The sequence below is a fragment of the Herbiconiux sp. 11R-BC genome, from assembly GCF_049472555.1.
Taxonomy (GTDB): domain Bacteria; phylum Actinomycetota; class Actinomycetes; order Actinomycetales; family Microbacteriaceae; genus Herbiconiux.
On sequence record NZ_JBCEBO010000001.1, the window covers coordinates 596,763 to 616,156 of the forward strand.

General features: G+C 69.9%; 17 protein-coding genes. 8 read left to right on the plus strand and 9 right to left on the minus strand.

All coding sequences use genetic code 11. From position 1 onward, the window contains the following. Window positions 1-11 precede the first annotated feature (11 nt). Both VD659_RS02660 and VD659_RS02665 read left to right on the plus strand, forming a co-directional pair. Window positions 12-3,704, plus strand: coding sequence for a DUF5107 domain-containing protein (locus VD659_RS02660; protein WP_423259591.1), 3,693 nt, complete (start codon window positions 12-14; stop codon window positions 3,702-3,704). Then, the gene (locus tag VD659_RS02665) at window positions 3,701-5,065 is read left to right on the plus strand and encodes a cellulase-like family protein (protein WP_423259592.1); all 1,365 of its coding nucleotides are present in this window, start codon (window positions 3,701-3,703) and stop codon (window positions 5,063-5,065) included. The genes VD659_RS02660 and VD659_RS02665 overlap by 4 nt, the downstream gene beginning before the upstream one ends. A gap of 10 nt (window positions 5,066-5,075) precedes the next feature. Here the strand turns inward: VD659_RS02665 and VD659_RS02670 are convergent, their stop codons facing one another. The 7 genes from VD659_RS02670 to VD659_RS02700 form a co-directional block, all read right to left on the minus strand. Beyond that, the gene (locus tag VD659_RS02670) at window positions 5,076-6,197 is read right to left on the minus strand and encodes a glycerate kinase (protein WP_423259593.1); all 1,122 of its coding nucleotides are present in this window, start codon (window positions 6,195-6,197) and stop codon (window positions 5,076-5,078) included. A gap of 82 nt (window positions 6,198-6,279) precedes the next feature. After that, on the minus strand, window positions 6,280-8,472 hold the full coding sequence (locus VD659_RS02675; protein WP_423259594.1) for a hypothetical protein: 2,193 nt from the start codon (window positions 8,470-8,472) through the stop codon (window positions 6,280-6,282). Window positions 8,473-8,611: 139 nt separating this feature from the next. Beyond that, window positions 8,612-9,598 carry a class 1b ribonucleoside-diphosphate reductase subunit beta gene (gene nrdF, locus VD659_RS02680; RefSeq protein ID WP_137837924.1) on the minus strand — a complete coding sequence of 329 codons (987 nt, stop codon included), beginning with the start codon at window positions 9,596-9,598 and terminating at the stop codon, window positions 8,612-8,614. A gap of 41 nt (window positions 9,599-9,639) precedes the next feature. Further along, window positions 9,640-11,787, minus strand: coding sequence for a class 1b ribonucleoside-diphosphate reductase subunit alpha (gene nrdE, locus VD659_RS02685; RefSeq protein ID WP_423259595.1), 2,148 nt, complete (start codon window positions 11,785-11,787; stop codon window positions 9,640-9,642). Continuing rightward, entirely contained in the window at window positions 11,772-12,176 is a 405-nt protein-coding gene (gene nrdI, locus VD659_RS02690; RefSeq protein WP_423259596.1) for a class Ib ribonucleoside-diphosphate reductase assembly flavoprotein NrdI, read from the minus strand. The genes nrdE and nrdI overlap by 16 nt, the downstream gene beginning before the upstream one ends. Window positions 12,177-12,180: 4 nt before the next feature. After that, complete coding sequence (gene nrdH / locus VD659_RS02695) at window positions 12,181-12,420, minus strand: glutaredoxin-like protein NrdH (RefSeq protein WP_137837922.1); 240 nt, start codon at window positions 12,418-12,420, stop codon at window positions 12,181-12,183. Between the two features lie 261 nt (window positions 12,421-12,681). Next, window positions 12,682-13,950 carry an APC family permease gene (locus tag VD659_RS02700; protein ID WP_423259597.1) on the minus strand — a complete coding sequence of 423 codons (1,269 nt, stop codon included), beginning with the start codon at window positions 13,948-13,950 and terminating at the stop codon, window positions 12,682-12,684. 279 nt (window positions 13,951-14,229) lie between these two features. Here VD659_RS02700 and VD659_RS02705 point away from each other — a divergent pair, with 279 nt between their 5' ends. Beyond that, entirely contained in the window at window positions 14,230-14,781 is a 552-nt protein-coding gene (locus VD659_RS02705) for an NADPH-dependent FMN reductase (RefSeq protein ID WP_423259598.1), read from the plus strand. Window positions 14,782-14,803: 22 nt separating this feature from the next. Beyond that, a complete protein-coding gene (locus tag VD659_RS02710; protein WP_423259599.1) occupies window positions 14,804-15,331 on the plus strand; it encodes a flavin reductase family protein in 528 nt (175 codons plus the stop codon). Window positions 15,332-15,343: 12 nt separating this feature from the next. On the opposite strand, the gene VD659_RS02715 is transcribed toward VD659_RS02710, so the two are convergent. Next, entirely contained in the window at window positions 15,344-15,838 is a 495-nt protein-coding gene (locus VD659_RS02715; RefSeq protein ID WP_423259600.1) for a MarR family winged helix-turn-helix transcriptional regulator, read from the minus strand. Between the two features lie 40 nt (window positions 15,839-15,878). On the opposite strand from VD659_RS02715, the gene VD659_RS02720 reads away from it, so the two are divergent. The 4 genes from VD659_RS02720 to VD659_RS02735 all read left to right on the plus strand — a co-directional run bounded on the left by VD659_RS02720 (window position 15,879) and on the right by VD659_RS02735 (window position 18,896). After that, entirely contained in the window at window positions 15,879-16,808 is a 930-nt protein-coding gene (locus VD659_RS02720; RefSeq protein ID WP_423259601.1) for a DMT family transporter, read from the plus strand. A 9-nt stretch (window positions 16,809-16,817) separates the two neighbouring features. Then, a complete protein-coding gene (locus tag VD659_RS02725) occupies window positions 16,818-17,216 on the plus strand; it encodes a DMT family transporter (protein ID WP_423259602.1) in 399 nt (132 codons plus the stop codon). Then, a complete protein-coding gene (locus VD659_RS02730; RefSeq protein ID WP_423259603.1) occupies window positions 17,216-17,536 on the plus strand; it encodes a DMT family transporter in 321 nt (106 codons plus the stop codon). The genes VD659_RS02725 and VD659_RS02730 overlap by 1 nt, the downstream gene beginning before the upstream one ends. A gap of 82 nt (window positions 17,537-17,618) precedes the next feature. Continuing rightward, entirely contained in the window at window positions 17,619-18,896 is a 1,278-nt protein-coding gene (locus VD659_RS02735) for an MFS transporter (protein WP_423259604.1), read from the plus strand. Here the strand turns inward: VD659_RS02735 and VD659_RS02740 are convergent. Further along, the gene (locus VD659_RS02740; protein WP_423259605.1) at window positions 18,873-19,388 is read right to left on the minus strand and encodes a hypothetical protein; all 516 of its coding nucleotides are present in this window, start codon (window positions 19,386-19,388) and stop codon (window positions 18,873-18,875) included. The genes VD659_RS02735 and VD659_RS02740 overlap by 24 nt on opposite strands. Window positions 19,389-19,394 lie beyond the last annotated feature (6 nt).

Consider the following 19,394-nt stretch of genomic DNA (forward strand, 5'->3'; position numbering starts at 1 on the left):
AGTCTCGATGCGTGAGCACCGCCGAAGACGCCCAGAGCCGCATCGACCTGCCTCCCGCGCCCCCCGCGCAGCAGCGCATCCTGGACGCCGGCGGTGTCGCCTGCTGGAGCGAGCCCGTGGCGATCGACACCTACGAGCCCGCTGAGCCCGACCGCTATCCGCTGTTCCTCGACCGCCGGGTCTACCAGGGCTCGAGCGGCAAGGTGTACCCGATCCCCTTCACCGACCGCATCGCCGCCCAGAAGACGCCGCGGCTCTGGCAGGCCGTGCATCTCGAGAACGCCTTCGTGCGGCTGATGCTGCTGCCCGAGATCGGCGGCCGCATCCACATCGGGTTCGACAAGGTGCGCGGCTACGACTTCTTCTACCGCAACAACGTGATCAAGCCGGCGCTCGTGGGGCTCGCCGGGCCGTGGATCTCGGGCGGAGTCGAGTTCAACTGGCCGCAGCACCACCGGCCGGCCACCTTCCTGCCGGTCGAGACCGTGATCGAGCGCGCGGCCGACGACGACGTGACCGTCTGGCACAGCGACCTCGACCCCTTGCAGCGGATGCGGGGCACGCACGGCATCCGGATGCGCGGCGACAGCGCGCTCGTCGAGGTCACGGCCCGGCTGCACAACCGCACCGATGAGCCGCAGACCTTCCTCTGGTGGGCGAACGTGGCCGCCGCATCGCACGACGAGTACCAGTCCTTCTTCCCCACCGACGTCACGCACGTGGCCGATCACGCGCGGCGGGCGGTGACGGCGTTCCCCCGGGCCGACCGGCCGTACTACGGGGTGGACTACCCGGCGCTGGCGGCGTCGCGGCCCGGGGCCGACCGGCTCGACTTCGCCGGCAACATCCCGGTTCCCACCTCCTACATGATCACCGACACCCGCGACGACTTCTTCGGCGGCTACGACCACCGCGCCGGCGCCGGCTTCGTGCACTGGGCGGAGCACACCATCGCCCCCGGCAAGAAGCAGTGGACCTGGGGTGACGGCCCCATCGGCCGGGCCTGGGATGCGCAGCTCACCGACAGCGACGGCCCCTACATCGAGCTCATGGCCGGGGTGTTCACCGACAACCAGCCCGATTTCAGCTATCTCGCGCCCGGTGAGACGCGGCGGTTCAGCCAGTACTGGTACCCGATCCACGAGATCGGGCCGGCGCACCAGGCGACGACGGAGGTGGCCGTGAGTCTCTCGCTCGGACCGGTGGGCGGCGGGGCGGCGGGCGGCTCCCGAGCCGGTCGCGATGCGCTCTCGGTGCGCGTGGGGGTCGCCAGCGCGTCCGTCTTCGAGTGGGCCACCGTGGCGCTGTCGCGGGGCGAGCAGCTCGTGGCCGAGTGGGAGCTCGCGCTCTCGCCGGGGCATCCGTTCGTCGAGAGCGTCGACGTCACCCCGGAGGCCGGCCCGGACGGCGTCGCTGCGCCCCGAGACGCCGCCTCCGAGCCCGGACTCGGCGCACACGACTTCACCCTGCGGGTGGTCGCGGACGGCCGGGAACTGATCTCGTGGACGCCGCGGCGGCCGGATGCGGGCGCCGAGCCGCGGGTCGCCACCGAGCCGCCGCTGCCGGCGGCCATCCCGAGCTCCGACGAGCTCTACCTCACCGGCGTGCACCTGGCGCAGTACCGGCATCCCACCCGGTCGGCCGCGCCGTACTTCGAGGAGGTGCTGCGGCGCGATCCGCACGACTCGCGCGCGGCGGTCGCCCTCGGCGCCGAGCGCTACCGGCACGGCCGTTACGCGGAGGCCCGGATGCTGTTCGAGTCCGCCCTCGAACGGCTGACCCGGCGCAACCTCAACCCGGCGAGCGGGGAGGCGAGCTACCGTCTCGGGCTGGTTCTGGAGCGGCTCGGCAGGTTCGACGAGGCCGGGGAGCGCTTCGCCAAGGCCGCCTGGGATGCCGCGTGGGCGCATCCGGCCGGCCTCGCGCTCGCCCGCCTGGCCCTCCGCGCCGGGGAGGCGCGTGCCGCGCTGGAGCACGCCGAGGCGGCGCTGCGCACGGATGCGTCGAGCACCGAGGCGCGGGCCCTGCGCGTGCTGGCGCTGCGCCGCCTCGCGGCCGCGGAGCGCGCCGCCGACATCGCGCGCGCCACCGCCGCCGCTCCGCGGGGCGTCCCGAGCCGACTGGACGCGCCCGGTGAACACGCTGAACCCGCCCCGCCGACGGCGGTCGAGCGGTCGAGCACGGCGAAACCGCCCCGGGCCTCCCGCTCGGCTGAGGGCGGCCTGGAGGCCGCGGCGGCCTCCGCCCTCGACGACGCCCTGCGGCACGACCCGCTCGACCCGATCGCGCTCGCCCTCGCCGGGCGGCTCGACACCGCCGACCCGAAGACCCCGCTCGTGGTGGCCTGCTGGCTCGCCCGGGCCGGTGAGCTCGCCGCCGCGATCGCCCTCAGCGACGCCGAGGCCGCCCGTTCCCTGGCCGGCGCCCCTCGCACCAGCCTCCCGGCCTTCGGCAACCCCGACCCGCTGCGCCACTACCTCCGCGCGACCTGGTTCGAGGCCCTCGCCGGTGCGGAGACGCACGCCGAGGGCGGTGCCGAGGTGGCAACCGCTGCCGGAGCCGCGGCCGCGGCCGAGCGCGCCGCCGCCCGCGCCACCGACGCCCGGCACGCCTTCCCCGCCGGGCTCGACGAGTTCGACGCCCTCACCGCCGCGATCGCGGCCGACCCCGCCGATGCGACCGCCCCCGCGCTGCTCGGCGCCTGGCTGCTCGACGCGGGACGGCCGGACGATGCGCGTCGGGCACTCGAGACGGCCCTCGCGCTCGGCTCGGCCGATCCGGTGGCCTGGCGGAACGCCGCTCTCGCCATCATGAACTCCACCGGAGACGCCGAACGCGCCGACGGATGCTTCGCTCGCGCCCTCGAGCTGAGCCCCCACGACCCGCGGCTGGTCTTCGAACGCGACGTGCTCTCGGCGATGCGCGGGCTCCCGGCCGCCGAGCGGCTGGCGTCGATCGAGTCCCACGGCGACGCCGGCTGGGCGCGCGACGACCTCGCCCTGCACCGCCTCGACCTGCTGCTCGCCACGGGCCGGGTCGACGAGGCGCTCGAGGTGCTCTCCACCCGGCGCTTCCAGCCCTTCGAGGGCGGCGAAGGGCAGGCGATCGCGCTCTACGACCGGGCCACGCTCGCCGTCGCGCGCCGGCTGCTCGAGACGGATGCGCGCGCCGCCGCCGAACTGCTGCGCTCCGGGATCGCGGTGCCGGAGACCCTCGGCGAGGGGCGGCATCCCGCCGACAGCCTGGCCGAACGCTACGTTCTGCTCGGCGACGCGCTCGACGCCGCCGGTGACGCCGCCGCCCTCGAGGCCTGGCAGCAGGCCCGCGACGGCGCTGGGCCGCTCGCCGTGGCCCCGCGCCCCGCAGCGGCCGCCGACTACTGGGTGGGCATCGCCCATCTGCGCCTCGGCGAGCCGGCCGGAGCCGAGGCGGTCTGGGCCGCCCTCGACGAGCGTGCCGACGAACTCGAGCGGCAGAAGCCGGCGGTCGACTACTTCGCCACCTCGCTGCCCGAGCTGCTGCTCTTCGACATCGACACCGCGGATGCGCGGACGGCGGCGGCGCGCGAGCTGCGGTCGCTGGCGCGCGAGGGCCGCGCCCACGGCGGCTCCGGCATCTCCGTCGCGAGGAGTGTCGCCGCGAGCGCCGCCACCACCACAACCGCCGGCGGCGCCGCCGGCACCGGCGGGGAGGGCCCGGCGTGAGCGACCCCGACGACGCCACCGCGCGCTACCTCGGCTCCGGCAGCGCCCCGGGGCCGGACCTCACCGCGCTCACCGGCCCCATCCCACCGCACCTCCCCCGACGGCTCACCATCAGCCTCTGGGACTTCTCCTGGTACACCCGCGCCGAACCCGGCGGGCCCTACGACGACCTCGACGCCGCCTGCGCGGACACCGCCGCGCTCGGCTACAACGCCATCCGCATCTGCGCCGCTCCCCTGCTGCTGTTCAGCGGCCTGAGCAACCAGGGCTTCCCGCTGACCTCGCTCGCCGCCGAGCTCGAGATCGAGGGCCTCGGTGCGTCACCCGCCGGCGGCTGGTTCGGTCAGCGCACGCGCTGGTACGACACCCCGGGCGGCTACCGCGTCGATCTGCGCGATCGCCTGCTCGAGCTCTTCGAGTCGGCCGAGCGGCACGGGCTCGTGGTCATCCTCGCGAGCTGGGAGTATCAGCAGTCGCCCGCCTTCGCGCGCGCCCGCGACTGGTTCGACGCGATCGACGCGGTGCCTCTGGCCGAGCGCTATTCGGTGCTGGGCGCATCCTGGAACCGGATGCTCGACTTCCTCACCGAGGCCGGCCACCGCGAGAGCATCGCCCTGGTCGAACTGCACAACGAGGTCGACTTCTCGATCCTCCCGGCTCTGGGCGAAGCCGGACCGGCCGGCGAGCCGAGCGGCTCGGCGGTGCTCGCGCGGCTGCGGCAGGCGCATCCCGATCTGCTCGTGACGGCCAGCTACGGCAAGCCGCCGCACCTCGTCATGCATCAGCTGCCGGAGGGCTTCGGGGCCGCGCAGTTCCACATCTACAGCTACGGGGTGCTGGATGCGCTGCAGAAGCTGATCGACATCCGCTCGGAGGGCAGCGACGACTTCCCGAACCCGATGCTGCGGAGCCTGCTGCGGCCGGATGCGCCGACAGTCGCCGCCTACGGGCGGGCGGCGGCGTGGAAGTTCGAGGCCACCGTGGTGACCGATCAGATGATCTACGGCTACGACTGGCTCGACCCCTCCGCGTGGGATGCCTGGCTCGACGCCCACTACGACGGCTATCGCGAGGTCATGCGGCGCGAGATCGAGTCGCGCGTGATCGCGGTGGCGGAGTGGGCGCGCTGGAAGGGCATCCCGGCGGTCGTCGGCGAGGGCTGGATCGGCTACACCCCGCTGCACGGCGGCTTCGAGGAGGGGCCGGGGGGTCTCGCTCTCGCCGAGCACGGCATCCGCACGGCGCTCGAGCATGGGGTGTGGGGCATGGTGCTGTGCTCGAACGCGGCGCCGCACCACCCGATGTGGGCCGATGCGGCGTGGCAGCGGCGGCTCAACGCCGAGATCCTCGCGCACCCCTGACCGCCGGGCATCAGCCGCTCGCGAGCCGGCGGCCGGCCTCGCGGAGCCAGCGGGGCGCATCCCCGCGCGCCGACTCGCTGCTGCCGGCGAGTTCGGTGAGCGACACGGATGCGCCGAACAGCACGGGCGGGCGGGCGATCGCCCCGGCCACGAGCGCGGTGCTCGCGCCGGCGGCCTCGGCCACCCCGCGGACGTACCCCGGCACCTTGCCGTCTTCGGACTGGTCGTCGTAGCGTCCCTCCCCCGTGATCACGAGGTCGGCGCCGGCCACGATGCCCGGCAGCCCGAGCTCGGCTCCGATCGCCGCGCTCCCGGCGACGAGTTCGGCACCCCAGGCCAGCAGCGCGAATCCGGTGCCGCCGGCAGCGCCGGCGCCGGGCGTCTCGGGGTCAGTGCCGAAGGCCTCCGTCATCAGTCGGGCGAACCGGGCGAGGTTCGCCTCGGCCACCGGGGCGAGCGCGCGCTCGACGCCCTTCTGCGCCCCGAACACCGCCACGGCACCGTCGGGCCCGAGCAGCGGATTCGTGACGTCGCTCAACACCACCGCGCCGCCCGCGGGCACGGAAGTGAGCCCGCTGACGTCGGCCGCGACCACGTGTGCGAGGCCCCCGTTGCCCGGGGCGACGGAGGCGCCGCTCGCGTCGACGAATCGCGCCCCCAGCGCGGTGAGCAGCCCGGCCCCGCCGTCGCTCGAGGAGCTGCCGCCGAGGGCGAGCACGAGCCGCCCGACCCCGTGGTCGAGGGCCGCTCGCACGGCTTGGCCGAACCCGAGGGTGTGGGCCTCGAGCGGACGCAGGGGATGCAGCAGGGTGATGCCGCTCGTGTTCGCCAGCTCCACGACGGCGGTGCGCCCCGCCCCCTCTCCGGTTCCGGGCGCGGCCGGCAACAGCAGCCAGTACGCCTCGACGACCCGGTCGTCCGGTCCGGTGACGAGCACCGGCATCCGCTCGGCCGCGGGGTGCGCGGCTTCGAACGCGTCGAGCGTCCCCTCCCCGCCGTCAGCCAGCGGAACGCACACCACCTCGTCGCCCGGATGCACCTCCCGCCACCCCGCGGCGATGGCGGCGGCCGCCTGCGCGGCGCTCGCGCTCCCCTTGAACGAGTCGGGCGCGATCACGACACGACGGCTCATGCGCCCATCCCCTCACGCGACGGCGCCCCTGTCAAGAGCGCGGGCCCCGCCCGGCCGTGTGGCCGAGCGGAGCCCGCGGTGCTCAGTCCGAGATCCTCACATCGATGTCGAACACCTTGCCGTGCACCCTGTAGGGCGTGTAGGTGCCCGGATCGACCGTCCAGGGCACGACGTGCGCCGTGGACACCTCGGCACCCGCCGCGCTCGGCGTGAACGTCAGCGTCGTGCCGTCGGTCTTGAACGTCCCCCCGTCGACCACCTGGGTCGAGAGGTCGGGGCCGGGCACGTTGAAGGCGAGGAACGGCGGTGCGAGCACCTTCAGTCCCCCCTCCATCCCGCACTGCATCGGGATCTCCATCGGCGCGCCCTTGAGCGTCTTCATGTCGTAATCGACCTCCAGGTCGTCGCAGGATGCCGCGACGTCTCGCACGACCACCGGGATCTCGACGGTCTCGCCCGGCGCCCCGGTCGTCTCGTCCCACGGGGTCAGCGTGAGAACGTCCTTCCGGTCGCTGACGACGTCCGGATCGGTCCAGGTGAAGGTGATCGTGCCGTCGGCGTTGACGGTGCCCTTCGTTCCGGGAATCGCCTTCTCCATGATCACGCGATACGAGTCGCGGATGTCGGTGCTGCAGAACGACCCCAGGTTGAGGGTGAACGGAACGTTGCGCACCAGCTGCAGCGCACCATCCTGGATGACCGCGCGGAACGTCGGTGTGCTCGGGCCGACCGGCTTCGTGAGGTTGTCGCAGCGTGCAGGTGACTTCACCGCGACCTTGACGAGGAAGGGATGCTCGACGCCCGCTTCGTCCATCGCTGCGACCACGACCACGTCGTTGTTTCCGCCGCGATACGCCGGAGCTTGGTATTCGAGGCTTCCGTCCGCGCTGCTGCCCGCCATGGAGGCGACGGCGTTGGAGAACATCGACGTCGAATCCGGCGTCGCCCAGTCGAACTCGGAACTCGGGGAGTAGTCGAGTGCCCCGGTCACGAAGGGGTCGGACTCGCTGCCCGCCAGCAGGGTCGCCCGATCCATCGGCGAGAGACCGCCGATCTCCTGGCGCGTGAGCACCCGCGTTCCGACGATCGTTCCTTCACAGTCGCTGGTCACGTTGACGCGCTCCTTCGGTCCGGCCGTCACGCCGATCGAGACCGTCGGACACGTGACAGGGGAGGGAGCGAGTGCCTTGATCTTCGCGATCAGCGTTCCCGCGACCGTTCCCTGGAGCGTGACGTGCGCCCAGTCCCCCGCAACCGACAGTCCGGCCGGTGCGGTACCGGCACTCGCGGTGGCTTGCTGGAGTTGACCGCAAACCCCGGTGTTCCCGGTGTCACGTCCACCTGCCTTCGGGGCAGCACTGACACTCGCGTAGAGCGCCGCCGACGTCTTCTCGGCAGGTTCCGCACTCGCCATGTTGATGAGCTGCTCGAGCAGCGCGTAGATGTCCTCGAGCACACCCTTGAGCGCGGGCGGGATGTTCCCCTTCCACTCCTTCTCGATCTCATAGGCCACTCGACCGATCTTGAGGATGACGTCCGACCGCGAAGCGGCATCCAGTTGCCGGTAGGCCCAGTAGAACTCCGCTCGGGCAGCCGGGCTCTTGAGGCCGTTGACCGCCAGCTTCACCAGATTGAGCACGGCCTTCGCCCCACCGGCCACTTCGGCGTAAGTGGGGTCGACCCCGTTCTCCCAATACATGGCTCGCGTGGCCTCCTCCGGCGACATCCCGGCGAAGGGGTTGGTGCCCTCCCTGCCGACCGGGTCGCTGAGCGGGATGTCGAGGGTCACGAAGCGGGATGGCCCGGTCGAGTCGATCTTCAGGTATCCGTCGGCGGCGAGCTTTGCGAGGTTGGCCAGCAGCGTGTCCCCCGTTCCCGTCGGCTCCCCGGGGCTTTTCCCCGGAGTGGGGTCATTGTTCGCCCCGTCGACGCAGGGTGGCGCGACGCTCGGCGGAACGGAGTCGGGCGGCTTCGGGAGTGTCGGCCCGGGAGGCGCCGGGGGTGCCCCCGGGGGCGTCGTCGGGCCACCGCCGGTCGACGGATCGCCGCCCGGAGTCCAATCGGTGGTCGGACCGCAGACTACTTTCCTGGTCGCATGGATGCCGGTCTCGACGTATGTGTCGTCGTCCTCGCTGTAATAGGACGTGCCGTTGTGCCAGGTCTCTTCGATAGTGCAGTTCGGCGGCAGGGCCTGCGCGCTCTGCCCGCCGAGCGGGACGACGATTCCGGCGAGGAGGGCGCCCGCTGCGATGGTGGTGGCGAGCCTTCGATTCATAGGTGACATAACCTCAGAAAATAGCAGAGGTCACGTCCTCCACCCCGAAGTACTCATACTCAAATAAACAGCGCCCTCCGACACCTGACGGGCAGGCGGCGGAGGGCGCCGAAAGAGCAAGAACGACGAGCGGAAGGGCCTAGAAGTCCCAGTCCTCGTCTTCGGTGTTCACGGCCTTGCCGATGACGTACGACGAGCCCGACCCCGAGAAGAAGTCGTGGTTCTCGTCGGCGTTCGGCGAGAGGGCCGAGAGGATGGCGGGGTTCACGTCCGTCACCGACTTCGGGAACATCGGCTCGTAGCCGAGGTTCATCAGGGCCTTGTTCGCGTTGTAGTGCAGGAACTTCTTGACGTCTTCGGTGAGACCGACCTCGTCGTAGAGGTCCTGCGTGTACTGAGCCTCGTTCTCGTAGAGGTCGTAGAGCAGCGAGAAGGTGTAGTCCTTGATCTCGTCGCGCTTCGCCTGGTCGACGAGCTCGAGCCCGCGCTGGAACTTGTAGCCGATGTAGTAGCCGTGCACCGCTTCATCCCGGATGATGAGGCGGATGAGGTCGGCCGTGTTCGTGAGCTTCGCCCGCGACGACCAGTACATCGGCAGGTAGAAGCCCGAGTAGAACAGGAAGCTCTCGAGCAGGGTCGAGGCCACCTTCCGCTTCAGCGGGTCGTCGCCGTGGTAGTAGTCGAGAACGATCGAGGCCTTCTTCTGCAGGTTCGGGTTCTCGGTCGACCAGCGGAACGCCTCATCGATGTCCTTGGTGTTCGACAGCGTCGAGAAGATCGACGAGTACGACTTGGCGTGCACCGACTCCATGAACGCGATGTTCGTGTACACGGCCTCCTCGTGCGGGGTCAGCGCATCCGGAATCAGCGAGACGGCGCCCACCGTGCCCTGGATCGTGTCGAGCAGCGTGAGCCCCGTGAACACGCGCATGGTCAGCGTCTGCTCGGCCGGCGTGAGCGTGGCCCACGACTGCACGTCGTTCGACAGCGGCACCTTCTCGGGCAGCCAGAAGTTGTTGACCAGCCGGTTCCACACCTCGACGTCTTTCTCGTCCTGGATGCGGTTCCAGTTGATCGCCTGCACCTTGTTGAGCAGCTTCAGCGGCTCGGAGGGAGGAGGGGTCATCGTCTCATTCTCGATTCAGAAAACTAAGGAACGGGGATCGGCTACAGCATGCAGCTGACGCAGCCATCGATCTCCGTGCCCTCGAGGGCGAGCTGGCGGAGACGGATGTAGTAGATGGTCTTGATGCCCTTGCGCCAGGCGTAGATCTGGGCCTTGTTGATGTCGCGCGTGGTGGCGGTGTCCTTGAAGAACAGCGTCAGCGAGAGGCCCTGGTCGACGTGCTGCGTGGCCGCGGCGTAGGTGTCGATGATCTTCTCGGCGCCGATCTCGTAGGCGTCGTCGTAGTACTCGAGGTTGTCGTTCGTGAGGAACGGCGCCGGGTAGTAGACGCGACCGATCTTGCCTTCTTTGCGGATCTCGATCTTCGAGGCCACCGGGTGAATCGACGAGGTCGAGTTGTTGATGTACGAGATCGACCCGGTGGGCGGAACGGCCTGCAGGTTCTGGTTGTAGATGCCGTGGGCCTGGATGGAGGCCTTGAGCTCCTGCCAGTCCGCCTGCGTCGGGATGTGGATGTTCGAGGTCTCGAACAGCTCGGCGACGCGGGCCGTGGCGGGCGCCCACTCGGCATCCGTGTACTTGTCGAAGAACTCACCGGAGGCGTACGTCGAGTCCTCGAAGCCGTCGAACTTCTCGCCGCGCTCGATCGCGATCGCGTTCGAGGCCCGCAGCGCGTGGAACAGCACGGTGTAGAAGTAGATGTTCGTGAAGTCGACACCCTCCTCCGAGCCGTAGAACACGCGCTCCCGGGCGAGGTAGCCGTGCAGGTTCATCTGGCCGAGGCCGATGGCGTGCGACTTGTCGTTGCCGTCCTCGATCGAGCGCACCGAGGTGATGTGCGACTGGTTCGACACCGAGGTGAGGCCGCGGATGGCGGTCTCGACGGTGCGGCCGAAGTCGGGCGAGTCCATGGTGAGCGCGATGTTCAGCGAACCCAGGTTGCAGGAGATGTCCTTGCCGATGTTGTCGTACGACAGGTCTTCGTTGTACGTCGTCGGCGTGTTGACCTGCAGGATCTCCGAGCACAGGTTCGACATGTTGATGCGGCCCTTGATGGGGTTCGCCTTGTTGACGGTGTCTTCGTACATGATGTACGGGTAGCCCGACTCGAACTGGATCTCGGCGAGGGTCTGGAAGAACTCACGGGCCTTGATCTTGGTCTTGCGGATGCGCGGGTCGTCGACCATCTCGCGGTATTTCTCGGTCACCGAGATGTCGCCGAAGGGCAGGCCGTAGACCTTCTCGACGTCGTAGGGCGAGAAGAGGTACATGTCCTCGTCGTTCTTGGCGAGCTCGAAGGTGATGTCGGGCACGACGACGCCGAGCGACAGCGTCTTGATGCGGATCTTCTCATCCGCGTTCTCGCGCTTGGTGTCGAGGAACTTCATGATGTCGGGGTGGTGCGCGCTCAGGTACACCGCACCCGCACCCTGACGGGCGCCGAGCTGGTTGGCGTAGCTGAAGCTGTCTTCGAGCAGCTTCATCACGGGGATGATGCCCGAGGACTGGTTCTCGATCTGCTTGATCGGGGCACCGGCCTCGCGGATGTTCGACAGCAGCAGGGCCACACCGCCGCCGCGCTTGGACAGCTGCAGCGCCGAGTTGATACCGCGGGCGATCGACTCCATGTTGTCTTCGATGCGGAGCAGGAAGCAGGAGACGAGTTCGCCGCGCTGGGCCTTGCCCGTGTTGAGGAAGGTGGGGGTGGCCGGCTGGAAGCGGCCGCCGATGATCTCCTCGACGAGGTTGGTGGCGAGCTTCTCGTCGCCCTGGGCGAGCCCGAGGGCCGTCATCACCACGCGGTCCTCGAAGCGCTCGAGGTAGCGCTTGCCGTCGAAGGTCTTCAGCGTGTAGCTCGTGTAGTACTTGAAAGCGCCGAGGAAGGTGTCGAAGCGGAACTTCTTCGAGTAGGCGAGGTCGTTGAGCTGCTGGATGAACTCGAACGAGTACTGGTCGAGAACGGCCTTCTCGTAGTACTCCTTCTCGACCAGGTAGTCGAGGCGCTCGCGCAGGTTGTGGAAGAAGACGGTGTTCTGGTTGACGTGCTGCAGGAAGTACTGCTTCGCGGCCTCTTTGTCTTTGTCGAACTGGATCAGCCCGTTCTCGTCATAGAGGTTCAGCATCGCGTTGAGCGAGTGGTAGTCGAGCGCCGGCGCGGCGGTGGGCGCGTCGATCAGAGTTGCTTCCACAGTGTGTCCAATCCAATCTGGACGGCCTCACGGTCATCCGGGGTTCCGAATACTTCGAATCGATAGAGCAGCGGGACCTTGCATTTGCGCGCGACGATGTCGCCCGCAAGGCAGTAGGCCTCGCCGAAATTGGTGTTGCCCGCGGCGATGACGCCTCGGATGAGCGATCGGTTCCGCTCATCGTTGAGGAACTGGATCACTTGCTTGGGAACGGCCCCGCCCATCCCGCCCCCGCCGTAGGTGGGGAGGACGAGGACGTAGGGCTCGGTGGCCGTGAGCCGATCTTCTCGCGAGTAGATCGGGATGCGCGACGCCGGTCGGCCGAGCGACTCGACGAAGCGGCGGGTGTTTCCGGAGACGCTCGAGAAGTAGACGAGGTCGTCGGACATCGCCTTAGCTCGCGGCGCGCGCGGCCAGCTCGGCGATCTTGTCGGGGCGGAAGCCCGACCAGTGGTCGCCCTCGGAGGTCATGACGACGGGAGCCTGCAGGTAGCCCAGCTCCTTGACCGTCTCGAGCGCCTTCTCGTCGACCGAGAGGTCGAAGATCTCGAACTCCAGCCCCTTGTTCTCGAGAGCGCGGTAGGTCGCAGTGCACTGGACACAGGAGGGCTTCGTGTAGACCGTGATTGCCATAAGGAATGCACCTTTCTGGTGTGGATAAAGACTTTCAGGGGCTTCTCAGCGCCGGGAGTTCAATACTACATCTAGTTGTCGGGGATATCGAGGACCCCTAGATGAAGTGTTACACGCGTGTAATTATCCACAGGTAATCCACAACTCTGCACAGCTCCGCCCCCAATCCATCCACAGCCGGAAGGGCGGAAATCCGCCCTTCCCGAGCACCCTGTGGAGAGTGGAGGCCGATTCACCTGAGGATAAATCCACCCACCGACATCAGACGCGCCGGGCGTGTCGCGCGCCGCGGGCACTCCGCACCAGCCCGACCGCGACCGCGGCGACCGCGAGCACCGCCGGCACCACGAGCGTCACCCCGGCGAGCGCCACGAGCCCGGCGACGAGCACCACCGAGACCACCGCGAGCCACCACCCCGCACCGAAGCGCGGCAGCAACCGCACCGCCGCCACCACCCCGAGCGCGTAGACCGCCACCATGTCGGAGGTGTGGATGAGGATGAACGGCGTGAGCGCTCCTCCGGTCATCACCATGGCCGCGTAGTAGACGGCCGCCAGCACGGCGACGAGACCGAGAGCCCGGCGGGGCGTTCCGCCGCTTTCGGCGCCGGCCCCGAGCATCCGGGGCAGGTCGCCGTCGCGCCCGAGCGAGGCGCCGAGCTTGGCGAAGGCGGCCACGTAGGCGTTCAGCACCCCGAGGGCGACCACTCCGGCGACGGAGGCGACGGCCCACCGGCCCCAGGCGGGCGCGGTGGCGGCCACGAGGTCGAGCAGGGGAACGGCGCTGGACCCCGACCGATCGCCGAGCACTCCCACGGTGACGAGCTGGAGACCGAGGTAGCAGGCGCCCACCACGACGATCGCGATGGCCGTGGCGAGCGGGATGGTGCGGCGAGGCCGGCGGAACTCGCCCGCGATATGGGTGACGGCCTCCCAGCCGGCGAAAGCCCAGACGAAGAGGCTGACGGCCACGCCGACGCCGGCCCAGCCGTGCGGCAGCAGCGGAGCGAAGTTCCGCGCATCCGTCGCCGGGGCGGCCACCACGACCACGCCGACCACGATCGCCACGAGCAGCCCCGAGAGCACGAGCTGCACCCGGCCCGAGAAGCGCAGGCCGAAGAGGTTGAGCACGAAGGGCGGCACCAGCAGCGCCGGCGCGATCACGAAGGCGAGCCCGGGGTCGACGCCGAGCACCGCCACGATGTACTCCGCTCCCAGGAGCGCGACCACGGGTGTTCCGACGCTCACGCCGAAGAAGAACCAGTAGCCGGCCATTCGAGCCGGTGTCGGGCCGAGCGCCCGCCGCACGAAGGTCGCGACGCCCCCGGCATCCGGGTAGCGGGCGGCGAGCGCGGCGAAGGTGCCGGCGAGCGGCACCGAGAGCACGATGAGCGCCAGGACGGCGATGATCGAGCCGGGGCCGGCAGCCGAGGCAGCGAGCGCCGGCAGCACCAGGATGCCGGTTCCGAGCACGGCTGCGACGTAGAGGGCCGCCCCCTGGGCGAGCCCGACCGAGCCGCCGGAGGACATGACCCCAGCCTGACGCGCACCCGCCGGTCTGTGAAGCGAAGAACGGCCAGCTTGCCGCGAGATACCGTCACTCGACGTCATGTAACACGCGAGAAACGTCGGGCGCGCATAATGAAAAGGCAACGTAAGCCGTTGCGGGCCCACCGGGCCAAAAAATCTCGGTGGTGTGTGAGAGATGTCGCTGTCTCCATGCCCGGCTCGCGGTTCCGGATCGTTCGTCGTGCTGGGCGGTGACCACGGCATCCTCATTTCCTGTCAATCGGTATGAAGTGAGAAGCAATGGTTCTGAAAACGACGATCGTCGTCGGCAATCCCAAGCCGAGGTCGCGCACACTCAAGGTCGCCGAGACCCTGGTCGAGAAACTCCTCGCCCCGGGCAGCTACGAGCTCGAGATCATCGATCTGGCCGACCACACGGCCGAGATCTTCGCGTGGCCCTCGGAGGAGATGGCGGCACTGAACGCCCGGGTCGCGGAGAGCGACCTCGCGGTGTTCGCCTCACCCACCTACAAGGCCACCTACACGGGCCTTCTGAAGGCCTTCCTCGACCGGTATCCGGCGAACGGCCTCTCGGGTGTGACGGCGATCCCGGTGCACACGGGCGGTGACCTCACCCACGCGATGGGCCCGACGGTCAACCTCGCACCGCTGCTCGTGGAGCTGGGTGCGGTCGTGCCCGGCCGCGGCTTCTACTTCGTGGCCGGCCAGATGGACCGCCTCGACGAGCTCGTCGAGCAGGCCGCCGCGGAGTACGCCGCCAACCTCGCCGCCCTCGCCACGGTCGCCGCGTCGACCAGGGCCCTCGCCTCTTTCTCGTCACCGGTTGCATAACCGCACCTAGGAGCTCACGACAATGACCATCGCCCCCGAAGAACCCCGCGTCTCCGGCCCCGCGTTCGACCCCCGGGTCTTCCGCGACACGCTGGGGCACTACGCCTCCGGCATCACCATCATCAGCGGCGTCGACGACGACGGACCGATCGGCTTCACCTGCCAGTCGTTCTACTCCGTCTCCACCGAGCCGCCGCTCGTGTCGTTCAGCGTGATGACGAACTCCACCACCTATCCGCGGGTGCGTGAGACCGGCCGGTTCGCCGTCAACGTGCTCGCCCACGACCAGCACACCGTGTCGAACCAGTTCGCCCGCAAGGGCACCGACAAGTGGGCCGGCATCGACTGGACCCCGACGGATGCCGGCAACCCCGTGATCGACGGCACCCTGATGTGGCTCGACTGCGACATCTGGGCCGAGTACGAAGCGGGCGACCACTACATCGTCATCGGCCAGGTCAACGAGATGAGCCCCGCCTCCTGGCACAAGGAGGAGCCGCTGCTCTACTTCAAGGGCAAGTACCGTCACCTCCGCGAACTGGAGGAGTGACCGGGCGGGCCGTCAGCCCTCGAACGCGGCGAGCCAGCCGGTGAGGATGCGTTCGAGGGCGGCGCGGTCGGCTGCGCTCAGCTGCTCCACGAGCCGGCGCTCGTTCGCCATGTGCTCGGCGAAGGCGGCGTCGATCAGTTGCACGCCCTTCGGCGTGAGGGCGACGACTCGGCGCCGGCCGTCGCCGCCGGCCGGTCGGCGGGTCACGAGGCCGGCCTGCACGAGCCGGTCGAGCCGTTTGGTGACGGCCCCGGTGGTGACCATGGTGTGTTCGGCGAGCTCGCCCGGCGCCCGCTCGTAGGGCGGCCCGGAGCGCCGCAGGGTGGCGAGCACGTCGAACTCGCCCTCGCCGAGACCGTGCCGGGCGTAGACCTCCGTGAGCTCGCCGGTGAGATGGCCGGCCAGGCGATGCAGCCGGCCGATGACGCCCTGCGGCGACACGTCGAGCTCGGGGCGCTCGCGGCGCCATTCCTCCTGGATGCGGGCGACCCGGTCGGCATTCTCCATGCTCTCGACTATAACTTCCTTGGAAGCTATAGTCGCTTCCATGGAAACTAATCGAGCCCGGCGCACCTGGCCCTGGCTGCTGGTCACCGCGATCGCACCGATCGCCTGGGGCTCGAACTACTTCGTCACCCGCCAGTTCCTGCCGCTGGACCATCCGCTCTGGGGCGCCGCCTTGCGAGCGCTGCCCGCGGGCATCCTGCTCGTCGCCGTGGCACGCTCGCGGCCCCGCGGGGCCTGGTGGTGGAAGTCGCTCGCGCTCGGCGCACTGAACGTGAGCGCGTTCTTCGTGCTGATCTACCTGGCCTCGCAGCTCCTGCCCTCGAGCGTGGCCTCGACCATCATGGCGAGCTCGGCGGCCGCGCTGATGCTGCTCGCGTGGCCGCTGCTCGCGGAGCGGCCACGCGGGTTCGCGATCGCCGGCGCCGCCCTGGGTTTCGGCGGGGTGTGCGTCATGCTGCTCGGCGGAGGCGGCAGCGCCGGCACGGATGCCGGCATCCGGCCCCTCGGCGTGCTGGCCTCCCTCGCGGCGATGCTGCTCTCCTCGCTGGGTTTCGTGCTGTCCAAGAAGTGGAGCACCGGCGGCGAGAGCACCCTCGCCACCACCTCGTGGCAGCTCGTGGCCGGCGGCCTGCTCCTGCTGCCGTTCGCCGCCCTCGTCGAGGGCGCCCCTCCCGCGCTGGATGCCCCCGCCGTCGCCGGCTTCGCCTACGTCACCGTGGTCGCGACCGCGGTCGCCTTCGTCGCCTGGTTCTCCGGCCTCCGCCACCTGCCGGCCTCCACGGTGGGGCTGATCGGGCTGCTCAACCCGGTGACCGGGGTGCTGCTGGGCACCCTCGTGGCCGGCGAGGTCTTCGGCCCGGCGCAGGCCCTGGGCACCGCGCTCGTGCTCGGCGGGGTGATGCTCGGCCGGGCCCACGCCCGCGCCCCCGGCGGCCCGCGTGCAGAAGAGCGGATCCCCGCCGCGCGATAGATTCGACGCATGACTTCCTGGCTCCTGCTCGCCGGCGCCATCGTGAGCGAGGTCACCGCGTCGCTCTCGCTCAAGGCGGCCCTCGAGCATCCCGCCTGGTACGCGCTCGTGGTGGTGGGCTACCTCGCCGCCTTCCTGTTCCTGTCGCTGGTGCTGCGCGCGGGCATGTCGCTCGGCGTGGCCTACGGCATCTGGGGCGCGCTCGGCGTGGCACTGACCGCGGTGCTCGCCGCCGCGATCTTCGGCGAGCCGCTGACCCCGCTGATGATGCTCGGCATCCTGGTGATCATCGGCGGGGTGCTGTGCGTCGAGCTCGGCTCGCAGCGCGCTCTCGCCGCGCGGCGCGCCGCGCAGACGGCGGCCTCCGAGGTCGAGGGCGCCCCTCCGGGCGAGAGCGGGGCCCTCTGATGGCCTGGCTCTTCCTCGCCGGCGCCATCCTCACCGAGGTCACGGCCACCCTGTCGCTCCGCGCCTCCGTGCACGGCTCGAAGCTCTGGTACGTTCCGGTGGCGGCCGGCTACCTCGCCGCCTTCGCCCTGCTCTCGCTCGCTCTCGGAACGGGGCTCCCACTCGGCGTGGCCTACGGCATCTGGGCCGCGGTCGGGGTGGCGCTCACCGCCGTGCTCAGCCGGGTGTTCTTCAAGGAGCCGTTCACCCTGGTGATGGCGGGTGGGATCGCCCTCATCATGCTGGGCGTGCTCCTCGTGGAGCTCGGCTCGGGCCACTGAGCGACGACCCGACCTCGACCACCACACCGGGGATGTGTACGCTGTTCACATCCGCGCCCGGCGATCACCCGAGAGGAGCCCTGTGCACTGGAAGCGCAACGCGGGCCTCTTCCTGACGGGCCAGACCATCTCGCTCTTCGGCTCGATGGTCGTGCAGTACGCCGTGATGTGGTGGGTGACCTTCGAGACCAAGTCGGGCTTCGCCGTGGCCCTCTACGCCCTCGCCGCCTTCGCCCCGCAGGGCATCGTGTCGATCTTCGGCGGCACGCTCGCCGACCGCATGAACCGCAAGGTACTGGTGATCCTTTCCGACGGCACCATCGCGATCGTGACCCTCGCACTGGCCCTGCTGATGCTGAGCGGCGTGACCGAGCTCTGGATCATCCTGCTCGCCGTCGGCGTGCGCTCGGTGGGTGCGGGCTTCCAGACCCCCGCGGTGCAGGCGATGATCCCGCAGATCGCCCCGCCCGATCAGCTCATGCGGGTGAACGGCATGTACCAGACGGTGCAGTCGGCGATGGCCCTGCTCGCCCCGGCGGCGGCCGGGGCGGTGTTCGGTCTCTTCGGCATCGTGCCGGTGTTCTTCATCGACGTGGTCACGGCGGCCATCGGCATCGGCCTGATGCTCTTCGTGCGCGTCCCCACCCTCGCCGCCGTCTCGGAGAGGACCAGCGGCTACTTCGCCGACCTCGCCGCCGGGATGCGCTACATCGGCGGCCATCGGGTGGTGCGCTGGCTGCTGGTGGTCTTCGCCATCCTGTTCCTGCTCACCGTGGCGCCCTCCTTCATCACGCCGCTCATGGTGGCGCGCACCTTCGGCCCCGAGGTGTGGATGGTGACCGTGCTCGAACTCGCCTTCAGTGCGGGCATGCTGCTCGGCGGGGTGCTCGTGTCGACCGTGCTGGCCAGGAGCAGCCGCATCGGCCTCATCCTGGTGTCGACCTTCGGCTTCGCCGTGTTCACCGTGGGCCTCGGCCTGAGCCCGAACCTCGTGGTGTTCTACGCCTTCATGTTCGCGTTCGGATTGCTGGTTCCCCTGTTCTCGACGCCGTTCATGACGCTCGTGCAGGAGACCGTGCAGCCCGAGATGCACGGCCGTGTGTTCAGCTACGTGAGCATCGTGATGGCGCTCGCGACCCCCATCGGCATGACCGTGTTCGGGCCGCTGGCCGACGTCGTGAGCGTGCAGCTGCTGCTCGTGCTCGCGGGCATCGCGACGGTGCTCGTGATCACGGTCGCCATCGCGCTGCCGTCGGGGCGTGCGGCGATCGCCGCCGCGCGCATCCAGCAGCCGCTGCCCTCGGAGGGCGGCGCATCCCCGGCTCCCGAGCAGGACTCAGCCGTGCGCGAGCAGTTCTAGGCCGATCACCGCGAGGGCGAGCACCGCTTCGGCGAGCAGCACGATGGCCCGCTGCCACCCGGGCAGATTCACGCGCCGGGCTGCGAGGTAGCCGATCACCACGAGCCCCGCGATGAGGGCGATCGAGCTCGCCCGCAGGCCCGCGGCCAGGCTCCACACCCCGAGGGCCGAGAGCCCGAGGAAGACCAGCGGCAGCACGACCACGCCGATCGCGCCGGCCGTGACGCCGACCATCTGCCGGAACTCCGCGCCCGTCGGCAGCGCGGCGTGCACCGCGATGTGGGAGATGACGTCGGCCACGAACACGGCCAGCAGGGTTCCGAGCACCACCACGAGCAAGGTCGTCACCGCAGCGCCGGCCGTCGTATCCTCCGGATGCGCGCTCAGAGCGAGCACCACGGCCAGGCTCGTGAAGGTGACGTAGACGCGTTCCTTCAGCCGCTCCGCTCGGCCGCGCAGGGTCTCCTCGTCGGGCTGCTCGCGAGTGGTCATGCCGGC